The sequence below is a fragment of the Nocardia sp. NPDC004278 genome (assembly GCF_053602975.1).
The window spans coordinates 343,806-357,024 of sequence record NZ_JBSGEQ010000005.1 but is presented as its reverse complement, the minus strand read 5'-3'; the positions used below and the strand labels follow the sequence as shown (position 1 = coordinate 357,024).

At 66.9% G+C, this 13,219-nt stretch carries 12 protein-coding genes; 9 read left to right on the top strand and 3 right to left on the bottom strand.

Going from position 1 to position 13,219, the window contains the following annotated elements; all coding sequences use genetic code 11:
• Positions 1-18: 18 nt before the first annotated feature.
• Positions 19-687, top strand: a complete 669-nt coding sequence (locus ACWEO2_RS10845; RefSeq protein WP_452405094.1) for a respiratory nitrate reductase subunit gamma — start codon at positions 19-21, stop codon at positions 685-687.
• Between the two features lie 4 nt (positions 688-691).
• Here the strand turns inward: ACWEO2_RS10845 and ACWEO2_RS10840 are convergent, their stop codons facing one another.
• Positions 692-1,042, bottom strand: coding sequence for a hypothetical protein (locus ACWEO2_RS10840; protein WP_452405093.1), 351 nt, complete (start codon positions 1,040-1,042; stop codon positions 692-694).
• Positions 1,043-1,103: 61 nt separating this feature from the next.
• On the opposite strand from ACWEO2_RS10840, the gene ACWEO2_RS10835 reads away from it, so the two are divergent.
• Positions 1,104-2,069 (top strand): quinone oxidoreductase family protein, encoded by a 966-nt coding sequence (locus ACWEO2_RS10835; RefSeq protein ID WP_452405092.1) that lies wholly within the window; start codon positions 1,104-1,106, stop codon positions 2,067-2,069.
• 81 nt (positions 2,070-2,150) lie between these two features.
• Here ACWEO2_RS10835 and ACWEO2_RS10830 read toward each other — a convergent pair whose 3' ends face one another.
• On the bottom strand, positions 2,151-2,753 hold the full coding sequence (locus ACWEO2_RS10830; RefSeq protein WP_354958585.1) for a TetR/AcrR family transcriptional regulator: 603 nt from the start codon (positions 2,751-2,753) through the stop codon (positions 2,151-2,153).
• 86 nt (positions 2,754-2,839) lie between these two features.
• Between ACWEO2_RS10830 and ACWEO2_RS10825 the strand changes: the two genes are divergently transcribed.
• Both ACWEO2_RS10825 and ACWEO2_RS10820 read left to right on the top strand, forming a co-directional pair.
• Positions 2,840-3,826 (top strand): zinc-binding dehydrogenase, encoded by a 987-nt coding sequence (locus ACWEO2_RS10825; RefSeq protein ID WP_452405091.1) that lies wholly within the window; start codon positions 2,840-2,842, stop codon positions 3,824-3,826.
• Positions 3,827-3,900: 74 nt separating this feature from the next.
• Positions 3,901-5,358, top strand: coding sequence for an FAD-dependent monooxygenase (locus ACWEO2_RS10820; protein ID WP_452405090.1), 1,458 nt, complete (start codon positions 3,901-3,903; stop codon positions 5,356-5,358).
• Here ACWEO2_RS10820 and ACWEO2_RS10815 read toward each other — a convergent pair.
• Entirely contained in the window at positions 5,355-6,344 is a 990-nt protein-coding gene (locus ACWEO2_RS10815) for a heme o synthase (protein WP_452405089.1), read from the bottom strand. The two genes, ACWEO2_RS10820 and ACWEO2_RS10815, sit on opposite strands and share 4 nt — an antisense overlap.
• Positions 6,345-6,730: 386 nt before the next feature.
• Between ACWEO2_RS10815 and tkt the strand changes: the two genes are divergently transcribed.
• The 5 genes from tkt to pgl are packed head-to-tail and all read left to right on the top strand — an operon-like array spanning position 6,731 to position 13,214.
• Entirely contained in the window at positions 6,731-8,872 is a 2,142-nt protein-coding gene (gene tkt, locus ACWEO2_RS10810) for a transketolase (protein WP_452405088.1), read from the top strand.
• Between the two features lie 6 nt (positions 8,873-8,878).
• Complete coding sequence (gene tal, locus ACWEO2_RS10805) at positions 8,879-10,009, top strand: transaldolase (RefSeq protein ID WP_452405087.1); 1,131 nt, start codon at positions 8,879-8,881, stop codon at positions 10,007-10,009.
• A gap of 4 nt (positions 10,010-10,013) precedes the next feature.
• Positions 10,014-11,573 (top strand): glucose-6-phosphate dehydrogenase, encoded by a 1,560-nt coding sequence (zwf, locus tag ACWEO2_RS10800; protein WP_452405086.1) that lies wholly within the window; start codon positions 10,014-10,016, stop codon positions 11,571-11,573.
• A complete protein-coding gene (opcA, locus tag ACWEO2_RS10795) occupies positions 11,570-12,478 on the top strand; it encodes a glucose-6-phosphate dehydrogenase assembly protein OpcA (protein ID WP_354958593.1) in 909 nt (302 codons plus the stop codon). The genes zwf and opcA overlap by 4 nt, the downstream gene beginning before the upstream one ends.
• The gene (pgl, locus tag ACWEO2_RS10790) at positions 12,471-13,214 is read left to right on the top strand and encodes a 6-phosphogluconolactonase (RefSeq protein WP_452405085.1); all 744 of its coding nucleotides are present in this window, start codon (positions 12,471-12,473) and stop codon (positions 13,212-13,214) included. Before opcA ends, pgl begins: the two co-directional genes overlap by 8 nt.
• Positions 13,215-13,219: the final 5 nt, after the last annotated feature.

The following is a 13,219-nucleotide window of genomic DNA, read 5'->3' as shown; positions in this document are numbered from 1 at the left end:
GCGGAAAGCGAACTCGCCGTGACATCGCTGTTATGGATCGCGCTGCCCTACGGCGCGTTCATATCGTTTATCCTGGGGCACGTGTGGCGCTACCGGCGCGATGGCTTTCGCAGCTACACCAGCGACCCGGAGGTGGACCGCGAACAGCGCTTCGGGACGACCGCGTTCCGGTACGGGGTATGCCTCATCGTCATCGCACGCGTCAGCAATATGCTCGCCGCGCAACCGCACGCCCACCCGGCCGGTGCGATCCATATCGTCATCACGATCGTGCTGCTCGCCGGCGGCACGGCGGCGGTGATCGGCGCGGTGCTGCTGTTCCTGCCCGACCTGATCGCGGGCCCGGCGCACCCGCTGATCACCCCGCTCGATCGCATCACCTTCCCGGCCTTGGTCGCCGCATTGCTGTCCGGGGTGCTCATCGATTTCGATCCGGCATCGACGCGCGAATATCGAACCGGTGAAACACTTTTCGCCTGGTTCCGCTCGCTGTTCACGATCAGTCCACATCCCGAGGCCATGCGGTACGCCCCGCTCATCCACCAGGGGCGCGGCCTGATCCTGCTGCTGATCATCGGGATCTGGCCCTACACCCGGCTCGCGGGCATCTTCGCGGGCCCGGTCGTGCGGCTGGCCCTGCGCATACACCCGCGCCGCGCCGGTGGATTAGAGAGCGCGGGAGCGTAGCGGCTCAGTGCTCGTTGCGCGCCTTCGGAAAACGGGTCTGGCGGGCGACCCAACCGGCCATCTTGGCCCAGTGCCCGGTGCGCGGGGTGACGATCGAGGTCAGCTCGCGGTCCCATTCGTCGGCCTCGGTGAGTCCGTTGACGGTGGCCACCAACTCCTTGGCCGTCGCCAGGTCCGCGACCACGCGGTCACCGAGAATGCCGTCGGAGCCGACCAGCGTGACGCGCACGCCGAGGCGGCCGATGGGCTGCAGGACGGCGGTGGCGGAGCCGCCGTGCTCGGCGACGAATCCCTTGACCGAATCCACGACGGAACCCGATAGTTTCTCTGGGGCCAAGGCGACATCAGAACTCATGGCGGTTAGTTTACTGGCCGGTACGTTCGGGGCCACCCCGCGTGGGTGTAGAACAGATCTCATGCATGCCATTCAGGTTTCCGAACATGGCGGTCCCGAAGTCCTGAACTTTGTCGAGGTGCCGGATCCGCAGATCGGTCCGGATCAGCTGCTCGTCGATACCGAAGCGATCGGCATCAACTTCATCGACACCTACATCCGCACCGGCCGCTACCCGCAGGCAGTTCCCTATGTCCCCGGTGCCGAGGGCACCGGTGTGGTAGCCGAGATCGGCGCGAATGTGACCGAATTCGCCATCGGCGATCGGGTGGCCTGGGCCGCGGCGCCCGGCAGTTACGCCCAGCGGGTCGCGGTACCGGCCGCGGTCGCGATCAAGGTGCCCGATGGTGTCGACGCACCGGTTGCCGCCTCGGCGCTGCTGCAGGGTATGACCGCGCACTACCTCCTCGAATCGATCTACAAGCCCGAACCCGGCGAAACCGTGCTCGTGCACGCGGGCGCTGGCGGTGTCGGCCTGCTGCTCACCCAGCTCGCCGCCGCGCGCGGCGTCCGGGTGATCACCACCGTCTCCTCGGATGCGAAGGAAAAACTGTCGCGCGAAGCGGGCGCCGCCGAGGTGCTGCGCTACACCGACGACCTCGCCGAGCGGGTCCGCGCGCTGACCGATGGCGTCGGTGTCGCCGCGGCATACGACGGCGTCGGCGCGGCCACCTTCGAGGCCAGCCTCGCAGCACTGCGCATCCGCGGCATGCTCGCCCTCTTCGGCGCGGCCAGCGGCCCGGTGCCGCCGTTCGACCTGCAGCGCCTGAGCCCCGCGGGCTCGCTGTTCGTCACCCGCCCGACGCTGGCGCACTACACCCGCGATCGCACCGAATTACTCTGGCGCGCAACCGATATTCTCACCGCCATCGCCAATGGCACGCTGCATATCCGGATCGGCGCGACCTACCCGCTGGCCGAGGCCGCACAGGCGCACCGCGATCTCGAGGGTCGCAAGACCACCGGGTCCATCGTCCTGCTGCCCTGACCCGTATCCAACGGCCGCGCACCGGCGCGGCCGTTGGGCCGGAATCCATTGCCAGTCAGCATTATCCGGGCCACCGACGGATCAGTAGTCCTGTCCCGTCAGCCCGCGGTAGATGAACCGCGTCAGCGCCTCGATCGCCTGCTCATCGGTCAACTGGACGGTCCCGTCCTCGACCGCCGTCAGCATGCCCTGAGCCACCTGGAACATCATCGCCAGGCTGGCATCGACAGTGCTGGGAAGCCGTAATCCCTTGTCTGCCAGACCATCCAGATGGTCGGCGATATCCGCGCGCTGCTCGACACCGAACTGTCCGATGACGCGCGCGAAATCCGCGCTGACGATCGCCGCCTGACTCATCGCGCGCAGCACGGCGGCGTGCTCCCGCGAGAAGGTCCAGTACCCGGCGATGTGGTACCGCACTGCCGCCGGATCACTGAAATCGGGATTGTGCTCGGGCTGCTCCGCGCGCTCATCCCCCGCCGAGGCCAGATCGTTCAGTAGCGCCTGGAGTAGCTCCTCCTTACTCGCGAAGTGGTTGTAGAACGACCCTGCCGCCCGCCCTGCCGCCGCGGTGATATCGGTGATCTTGGTGTTCAAGTAGCCGCGTTCGGCGAATACCCGCCGCGCCGCCTCCTTCAGTGCCTGTTCGGTCTCTGCTGACCTCTCCCGGCGACTCGACGTCACTCGCACCCACCTCCTTGACAAGAAAACCTATCAACCTCCATACTGAATTCAGATTCAGTGAATTTCAATTCAGAATGGTGGAGATCATGAAGGCAGCAGTCCTGCGCAGCGCTGGCGAGGTTCCCGCGTACGCCGACTTCGACGAACCGCAGGTGACCGAGGGTCGGGAACTCGTCGACCTGGTCGCGGCCGGAATTCATCCGATCGTGCGCTCGCTGGCGGCCGGTACGCACTACGGCAGCACCGACGCCTACCCGCTGATCCCGGGCATCGACGGCGTCGCCCGCACCGCCGACGGCGCGCTCGTCTACACCGGCTTCCTGCAGGCTCCCTACGGCACGCTGGCCGAGCGCATGGCGGTGCCATCGCGGATGCGGATTCCGCTCCCGGCCGACGCCGATCCCGCGCGGATCGCCGGTGGTCTCAACCCCGGGCTGTCCTCCTGGCTGATCCTGCGCGAGCGGCGCGACGCATTGCGCGCCTCGGGCGGCGAGAAATCGCTCGGCACCGTGCTGATCCTCGGCGCCACGGGGGCCGCGGGTCTGTTGGCCGTGCAGAACGCCTTTCTGGTCGGCGCTGATCGGGTGATCGCGGCGGGACGCAATCCGGAAGCACTCGAGCGCGCGGCCGGATACGGCGCGATCACAGTCACCCTCCAGGACAACAAGGACGCCACCGCCGCGGCACTGGCCGAGGCGATCGGCTCCGAGGCACCGAGTCTCGTTCTCGACTATGTCTGGGGTGCACCGGCCGAAGCCGCTTTCGCGGCGCTCAGGCGCCAGGGCATGACCGAGGACGACGCGGATATCTCCTATGTCCAGATCGGTTCCATGGCGGGCGCGGAGGCGGCGGTCCCGGCCGCGCTGCTGCGCAGCCGTCACATCACCATCTCCGGCAGTGGCGCCGGATCCGCTTCGGTGCAGTCGATCCTGGCCGCAATTCCGGAGTACATGCAGTTCATTGCCGACGGCCGGGTCGAGATCGCCGTGCAGGAGTTCCCGCTGTCGAAGATCGAGGACGCGTGGGCGGCCGCACAGTTCGGCGCCGCTCGGGTCGTGGTGGTCCCGGACTAGTCCGCGACACCTGTCGAAAGTTCAGGTGGGCCGCAATTGCGCAGCCCACCAAGTCGATTCAGTTCGGAGATATCGTGCACGACCACATCCACAACCATCCTCAGGTGCTCATCACGGGTGCCGGACCCACCGGCCTGACCCTTGCCATCGACCTGGCCCGCCGCAATGTCCCGGTGCGCATCATCGACCAGGCCACCGTATTCTTCGCGGGCTCGCGCGGCGACGGCATCCAGCCGCGCACCCTCGAGGTCTTCGACGATCTCGGTGTATTGGACGCGGTGCACGCCGCCGGGGCACCGGCACCGGTGATGCGCGCGTACTTCGGCGGTGAATTCGCGGGCGAACATCGCATGGCCGACCCGGTCGAGCCGACGCCCGCGGTCCCCTATCCCAACCTCTGGGTGCTCGGTCAGTCGCGGACCGAGGCGATTCTGCGCGACCGGCTCGCGCAATTCGGCGTGCGGGTCGAACTGGCAACGGCGCTGGTGTCTTTCGACCAGGATGCGACAGGCGTCACCGCCGAATTGGCGCACGTCGGTGGCACCGAGACCGTGCGTGTCGCCTACTTGGTCGGCGCGGACGGCGGCCGCAGCACGGTCCGCAAAAAGCTCGGCATCCCGTTCGAGGGCAATACCGACGATTCGATCCGGATGCTGCTCGGCGATGTCAGCGCGGACGCGCTCGATCACGCCTACGGCCACTGGTTCGCCGCGGAAGGCCGCCCGATGGAGGGAATCGTGTTGTCCCCGTTGCCCGGTGGCAGCCAGTTCCAGTTCGGCGCACCGCTGCGCGAGGACGTCGAACCCGCGCTCGAGGTGCTGCAGCAGCTCGTCGACCAGTACTCCGGAAATCCGGATATCGTCCTCACCGATCTCACCTGGGCCACCGTCTGGCGGCCGAATATCCGCCTGGCACAGCGATTCCGGGAGGGACGCGTATTCCTGGCCGGTGACGCCGCACACGTCCATCCGCCCACCGGCGGTCAGGGTATGAACACCAGCATCCAAGATGCCTACAACCTCGGCTGGAAGCTCGCCGCCGCCCTGGCTGGGGACGAATCACTACTGGACAGCTACGAATCCGAGCGGCGAACGGTGGCCGCCCGGGTGCTCGGTATCAGCACCGATTTGCTGGACAAGCTGGTCGACGGTCATGCGGACGCGATGGAGCGCGGCGAGCAGACCCGCCAATTGGATATCAGCTACCGGGATCCCGCGGATCGGGGTGCACTGGTCGCGGGTGACCGTGCCCCCGATGCCCCATTGAAAGATGAGGCGGGGCAACCGATCCGACTTTTCGACCTGTTCCGGGGACCGCATTCCACCGTGCTGTCCTTCGGTGCGAGCAACGAACATGCCGACCAACCCGGCGTAGAGCGGTACGAGGTGATTCGCCCCAGCGACCACTCGAGCGGACGCTATGTCGTAGACGTCGACGGCCACGCCTACGCCGCCTACCAAGCGGTCCCCGGCACCACCGTGCACATCCGACCGGACGGCTATATCGCCACCGCCGCCCACCAATCGGACTAGCCGAAGAAGCTGCCGACCGTATCCCAGCCGAGCACCGAGTCCACGGCGAGTCCGCAGAACACCACCGCGAGATAGTTGTTGGACTGCAGGAACAGTCGCAGCGGCTTCACCGATTCACCGCGCCGCACACCGGAGTACAGCTGGTGCGCCATGAGCAGGAACCAGGCTCCGGCCACCAGCGCCACGGCGGCGTAGACAACGCCGGTGGCGGGAACCAGCGCGAGCGTGGTGAGCACGGTGAGCCAGGTGTAGATGACGATCTGCTTGGTGACGGCCTGCTCGGTGGCGACAACCGGCAGCATCGGCACCCCGGCCGCGCGGTAGTCCTCCTTGTAGCGCATGGCCAACGCCCAGGTGTGCGGCGGTGTCCAGAAGAAGATGACGCCGAACAGCGCGATCGCGGGCCAGCCGATGGTGCCGGTCACCGCCGACCACCCCACGAGGGCGGGCATACATCCGGCCGCGCCGCCCCACACCACATTCTGCGAGGTGCGACGCTTGAGCCCGAGCGTGTAGACGAAGACGTAGAAGAGGATGGTCGCAATGACCAGCACGCCGCTGAGCAGATTCGCCTGCCACCACAGCCAGGCGAACGAGCCGATGCCGAGCACCACACCGAAGACGAAGGCATGCGAGATGGGCACGGCCGCACGGGCCAACGGCCGCTTCGCGGTCCGCTTCATCACCTTGTCGATATCGGCGTCGGCGACGCAGTTGAGCGTATTCGCGCTGGCGGCACCCATCCAGCCGCCGAACAGGGTCGCCAGGATCAGGCGGATATCGACGTGGCCGCGGTCGGCCAGCAGCATCGTCGGAATGGTCGCGACGAGCAGCAGTTCGATGACGCGCGGTTTGGTCAGCGCAATATAGGCGAGCGGTCGCCGCAGTAGTCGGGACAGCAGGCCATCGCCGGTCAACCGGTCGGCCAGCGCCGTCGCGGAGGAGCCGTGTGCGCCATTGCCACCCGGCTGTTGCCCAATCCGCACTGTCTCTCCTCGCACGCTGTGCATCGCATCCGGCATGGAACAGCAGCGCGCTGTTCCCTGCTCATGCTGGTGCGGCGCGACTACTACTACACACGATGGTAGACCCAGCCGCACAGCGTTCTTTCCATAGCCCCTCGCTCATGCCCGGCGCGGCAGCGATTCCGCACCACCGCCGCAACCGGTCGGTACCCGGCCACGAATGGGTAACCCCGTGGTCTGCGACGGGAAACGAAATACGACACGTAACCGGAGTAAGCCGGGTTCCTCACATGCCGGTCACCGGGCACATCTAGGGTAGTTGGGGTAAACCCGGTTCGCATTCCACGCCGCCGCGCGTGCACCCTCCCACCACCGTCGACGAAACCAATGTCAGGAGAACCTCGGTCGTGTCAGTCACAGACGACATCCGCGCCCTCACTCAGCCGAACTACCCGGACGACTGGACGGATCTGGACACCAAGGCCGTCGACACCGTTCGGGTCCTAGCCGCCGACGCGGTGCAGAACACCGGGAACGGGCACCCCGGCACCGCAATGAGCCTCGCACCGCTGGCCTACACGCTCTACCAGCGCACCATGCATCTGGACCCGAGCGATCCGAGCTGGGTCGGCCGGGACCGTTTCGTCCTGTCCTGCGGTCACTCCAGTGTGACCCAATACATCCAGCTCTACCTGGCCGGGTACGGTCTGGAGCTCGACGATCTCGAGCACCTGCGCAAGTGGGGCTCGCTCACCCCGGGCCACCCCGAATTCCGCCACACCGACGGCGTCGAGATCACCACCGGCCCGCTGGGGCAGGGTCTGGCCTCCGCGGTCGGTATGGCGATGGCGGCGCGACGCGAGCGCGGACTCTTCGATCCGGACGCCGCGCCCGGTGCCAGTCCGTTCGACCACTTCATCTATGTGATCGCCTCCGACGGTGATATGGAGGAGGGCGTCACCTCAGAGGCGTCCTCGCTCGCGGGCACCCAGCAACTGGGCAACCTGGTCGTGATCTACGACGACAACAAGATCTCCATCGAGGACGACACCACCATCGCCTTCACCGAGGACGTCGCCAAGCGCTACGAAGCCTACGGCTGGCACGTGCAGGTGGTCGAGGGCGGCGAGGATGTCGTCGCCATCGAGGCGGCGCTGGCCGCGGCCAAGGCCGAGACCGGCAAGCCGTCGATCATCGTGCTGCGCACCATCATCGGCTACCCGGCCCCGAACAAGATGAACACCGGCGCCGCGCACGGCGCCGCACTCGGCGCCGACGAGGTGGCCGCCACCAAGAAGATCCTCGGCTTCGATCCGGAGCAGAACTTCCAGGTCGACGATGAGGTCATCGCGCACACCCGCAAGGTGGTCGAGCGCGGACGGCAGGCGCATGCGGCCTGGCAGCAGGTTTTCGACGCGTGGGCCGCCGCCAACCCGGAGCGCAAGGCCCTGTTCGATCGGCTCGCCAAGCGTGAGCTGCCCGCGGGCTGGGCAACGAATCTGCCGACGTACGCGGCGGATCCGAAGGGGATGGCCACCCGCAAGGCGTCCGGCAAGGTGCTCGCCGCACTTGCGCCGATTCTGCCCGAACTGTGGGGCGGTTCGGCCGACCTCGCCGAATCCAACAACACCACCATGCCCGACGCACCGAGCTTCGGTCCGGAGTCGATCTCCACCGGTATGTGGAAGGCCAACCCGTACGGCCGCACCCTGCACTTCGGTGTGCGTGAGCACGCCATGGGCGCGATCCTCAATGGCATCGCCCTGCACGGACCGACCCGTCCGTATGGCGGCACCTTCCTGGTGTTCTCCGACTACATGCGTCCGGCCGTGCGCCTGGCCGCGCTGATGCGGGTGCCCGCGATCTACGTCTGGACCCACGACTCCATCGGCCTCGGCGAGGACGGCCCGACCCATCAGCCGATCGAGCATCTGGCCGCACTGCGTGCCATCCCCGGCCTCAATGTGGTCCGCCCCGGCGACGCCAACGAGACCACCTACGCCTGGCGCACCATCCTCGAGCGCGACAGCAGCGAGCACACCTCGCACTTCTCGGTCTCCGAGCCCGCGCACCAGGACGGACCGTCCGCACTCGCGCTCACCCGCCAGGATCTGCCGATCCTCGAGGGCACCAGCTACGAAGGTGTCAAGAAGGGCGGCTACGTGCTGGCCGAAGCGTCCACCGGCATCCCGCAGGTGATCCTGGTCGCGACCGGATCCGAGCTCCAGCTCGCGGTGGCCGCCCGCACTACGCTGGAGGCGCAGGGCATCGGAACCCGGGTGGTCTCGATGCCGTGTGTGGAGTGGTTCGACGCGCAGGACAAGGCTTACCGGGACGAGGTGCTGCCGCCCGCGGTCGCCGCTCGGGTGGCCGTCGAGGCCGGTATCGCAATGCCGTGGTACCGGTTCACCGGCGATGCGGGCGAGATCGTGTCGATCGAGCATTTCGGCGCCTCGGCCGATTTCAAGACCCTGTTCCGCGAGTTCGGGATCACCGCGGAAGCCGTAGTCGCTGCCGCGCAGCGCACCCTGGAAAACGTGAAGGGATAAGAGCTCATGGCACAGAACGAAAATCTCGCCGCTCTCTCGGCCGCGGGGGTATCGGTGTGGCTCGATGATCTGTCGCGGGACCGGATCCAGTCCGGCAACCTCGCCGAGCTCATCGAGACCCGTAGCGTCGTCGGCGTCACCACCAATCCGACTATCTTCCAGGGCGCCCTGAGCAAGGGCCACGCCTACGACGGACAGGTGAAAGAGCTTGCCGCCCATGGTGCGGATGTCGATTCCGCCATCCGCACCATCACCACCGACGATGTGCGTGCGGCCTGCGATGTGCTGGCCGGGGTCTACGAGGCCTCCAACGGCGTCGACGGCCGGGTCTCCATCGAGGTCGACCCCCGACTGGCCTTCGATGCCGACGGGACTGTCGCCCAGGCCATCGATCTGTGGAAGACGGTGGACCGGCCCAACCTGTTCATCAAGATTCCGGCCACCGAGGCGGGCCTGCCCGCGATCACCCGGGTGATTGCGGAGGGCATCAGCGTCAACGTGACCCTGATCTTCTCGGTCAAGCGCTACCGCGCGGTCATGGGCGCCTACATCGACGGTCTGCGCAATGCCAAGGGCGCCAGCCACGATCTGGCCAAGATCCATTCGGTCGCTTCGTTCTTCGTCTCGCGGGTGGACACCGAAATCGATAAGCGGCTCGAGGCCATCGGCACGCCGGAGGCGCTGGCACTGCGCGGGCAGGCGGGTGCGGCCAACGCGCGTCTGGCCTACGCGGAATACCAGGATGTCTTCGATGGTGGCGCGCACACCTCGACCTACCAGCACCTGGCCTCGTCGGGCGCGAATCGGCAACGGCCGCTGTGGGCTTCGACGGGTGTGAAGAATCCGGAGTACTCCGACACGCTGTATGTCACCGAGCTGGTGGCGGCGAATACCGTGAACACCCTGCCGGAGAAGACCCTCGAGGCCGTCGCCGACCACGGCGAGATCCGCGGCGACACCGTCAGCGGTACCGCCGCGGCGGCGCAGGCGGTCTTCGACCAGCTCAGCGCGGTCGGTATCGACCTGGACGATGTGTTCGAGGTGCTCGAGCGCGAGGGCGTGGAGAAGTTCGAGAAGTCGTGGGAGGAGCTGCTCACCGCCACGGCAAGCGAACTCGCCAAGTCCGGGGAAAACTGACCCGATGGCTGGCACACAGACGAATACCTGGAAGAACCCGCTCCGCGACGAGCGGGATAAGCGGGTGCCCCGCATTGCGGGGCCGTGCAGCATGGTGATCTTCGGCGTCACCGGCGATCTGTCCCGGAAGAAGCTGATGCCAGCCATCTACGATCTGGCGAACCGGGGGCTGCTGCCCCCGGGTTTCGCACTGGTCGGCTTCGCCCGCCGGGACTACGCGGATGAGGATTTCGCGAAGGTCGTGCTGGAGGCGGTGCGGGCCCATGCCCGCACGCCCTTCCGTCAGGAGGTCTGGGACCACCTGGCCGAGGGCATCCGGTTCGTGCAGGGCTCCTTCGATGACGATGCCGCCTTCGCCAAGCTCGCCGACACCCTGGCGAAGCTGGACAAGGACCGCGGCACCGGCGGCAATCACGCCTTCTACCTGTCGATTCCGCCGAATATGTTCCCGTTGGTGCTCGATCAGCTCTCCCAACACAAACTCGCGCAACCGACAACGACCGACGCCGAGGGCCGCAAGCCGTGGCGCCGAGTGGTGATCGAGAAGCCGTTCGGACACGATCTGGACAGCGCGGTCGAACTCAATGCGCTGGTCAACCGGGTTTTCCCGGAGGAGACGGTATTCCGCATCGATCACTATCTCGGCAAGGAGACGGTGCAGAACATCCTGGCGCTGCGCTTCGCCAACCAGCTCTACGATCCGATCTGGAACGCCAACTACGTCGACCATGTCCAGATCACCATGGCCGAGGACATCGGATTGGGCGGGCGCGCAGGCTATTACGACGGCATCGGCGCCGCCCGCGACGTCATCCAGAACCATCTGCTGCAGCTGCTCGCGCTGACCGCGATGGAGGAGCCGATCAGCTTCGAGCCCAAACAGCTGCAGACCGAGAAGATCAAGGTGCTCTCGGCGACCAAACTCGTTGAACCCCTTGATGAAACCACCGCACGCGGCCAGTACGCGGAGGGCTGGCAGGGTGGCGAGCATGTGGTCGGGCTGCTCGACGAGGAGGGCTTCGACCCGCAGTCGCGCACCGAGACCTATGCGGCGATCACCCTCGAGGTCGACACCCGGCGCTGGGCGGGCGTTCCGTTCTACCTGCGCACCGGAAAACGCTTGGGCCGCAGGGTGACCGAGATCGCGGTGGTGTTCAAGCGGGCGCCGCATCTGCCGTTCGATAATACGATGACCGAGGATCTCGGGCAGAACGCCCTGGTGATCCGGGTACAGCCCGATGAGGGCATTACCACGCGGTTCGGTTCGAAGGTGCCCGGGTCGAGCATGGAAGTGCGCGACGTCAATATGGATTTCAGCTACGGTGAGTCGTTCACCGAATCCTCTCCCGAGGCCTATGAACGCCTGATCCTCGACGTGTTGCTCGGGGTGCCGTCGCTGTTCCCGGTGAACGCGGAGGTCGAATTGTCCTGGCGCATCTTGGATCCGGTGCTCGAGCACTGGGCCACCGACGGCAAACCCGAACAGTACGAGGCGGGGACCTGGGGTCCGGCCTCGGCCGACGAAATGCTCGCCCGCACCGGGCGCGAATGGCGGCGGCCATGATCGTGGATATGCCGCAGACCACGACCGGCGAGGTCACCAAGCGGCTGGTGCGGCTGCGCGAGAGCAATGGCGTGATCACCATGGGCCGGGTGCTGACCCTGGTCGTATGCACCTTGGACAGTTCCGAGGCCGAGGACGCCATCGATGCTGCCAATGACGCCAGTCGCGAACATCCCTGTCGGGTGGTCGTGCTGGCCCGCGGCGATCGGGAGGCCGAGACCAGGCTGGACGCCCAGATCCGCGTCGGCGGCGATGCGGGCGCGGCCGAGGTGATAGTGCTGCGGCTACAGGGCGATCTGATCAACCACGAGAGCAGCGTCGTAATCCCGTTCCTGCTGCCGGACACCCCGGTGGTCGCCTGGTGGCCGCGCGGGGCCCCGGAATTCCCGTCCAAGGATTCGGTGGGGCGCTTGGCGACTCGACGCATTACCGATGCCACCTTCGCCGCCGATCCGCAGGCGACGATCAAGAAGCGGCTCAGTAGCCATGCCTCCGGGGATACCGATCTGGCGTGGAGTCGCATCACCTATTGGCGGGCGCTGCTCGCGGCCGCCATGGACGAACCACCGTTCGAGCCGGTGGATTCGGTAATCGTCTCCGGACTGCGTGACGAACCGGCGCTGGATATGCTCGCCGGATGGCTGGCCGCCCGGCTCGAATGCCCGGTGCGGCGGCGTTCCGGTGCGTTGCGGGTGGAGGTGCATCGCCCGACGGTGTCGATCGCGATCGAGCGGCCGCAGACCGGCCGGACCGCGACGCTCACCCGCACGGGCGATCCGGATCAGCGAATCGCCTTGGCGCGCCGGGAAACTCGCGACTGCCTCGCCGAAGAGCTGCGACGGCTCGACGCCGACGACATCTACGCCGAGGCACTCGCCGGAATCGAGAGGGTGACCTATGAGTGAGGACTCGGCAATACCCGCGGTCCTGGTGCACGATGATACCGACGCGCTGGTCGCCGCCGCGGCGGCGCGATTCGTCGAGGTCGTGGTGGCCGCGCAGTCCGCACGTGGCTCCGCATCGGTCGTCCTGACCGGCGGCGGGACCGGGATCGGGCTGTTGGAGCTGGTTCGCAAGTCGCCAGGGGATATCGACTGGTCGCGGCTCGATGTGTTCTGGGGTGACGAGCGATTCGTGCCAGCGGGCGATCCGGAGCGCAATGATCTGCAGGCACAGCAGGCGCTGCTGGATCATGTGCCGGTCGATCGGTCCCGGGTGCATCCTGTTGCCACATCCGACGGTGAGTATCCGGATCCGGTGGAGGCCGCCGCGGAGTACTCGACGGCGGTGCACGCGCATCTCGCCGAGCACGGAGCATTCGATCTGCATCTGCTCGGTATGGGTGGTGAGGGGCATGTGAATTCGCTGTTCCCACACACCGATGCGGTTCGGGAACAGCACGAACTCGCTGTCGCGGTAGCGAATTCACCGAAGCCGCCACCGGTGCGGGTCACGCTGACGCTGCCCGCGGTTCGGCATGCGCGGCATGTCGTATTGGTTGTCGGCGGTGCGGCCAAAGCCGACGCCGTGGCCGCCGCCCTCGCGGGTGCCGACCCGGTGGAAATCCCCGCGGCGGGCGCTATCGGGTCGGAATCCACGACGTGGCTGCTGAATCGGGACGCCGCCGCCGCGTTGCCGTAGCGCCC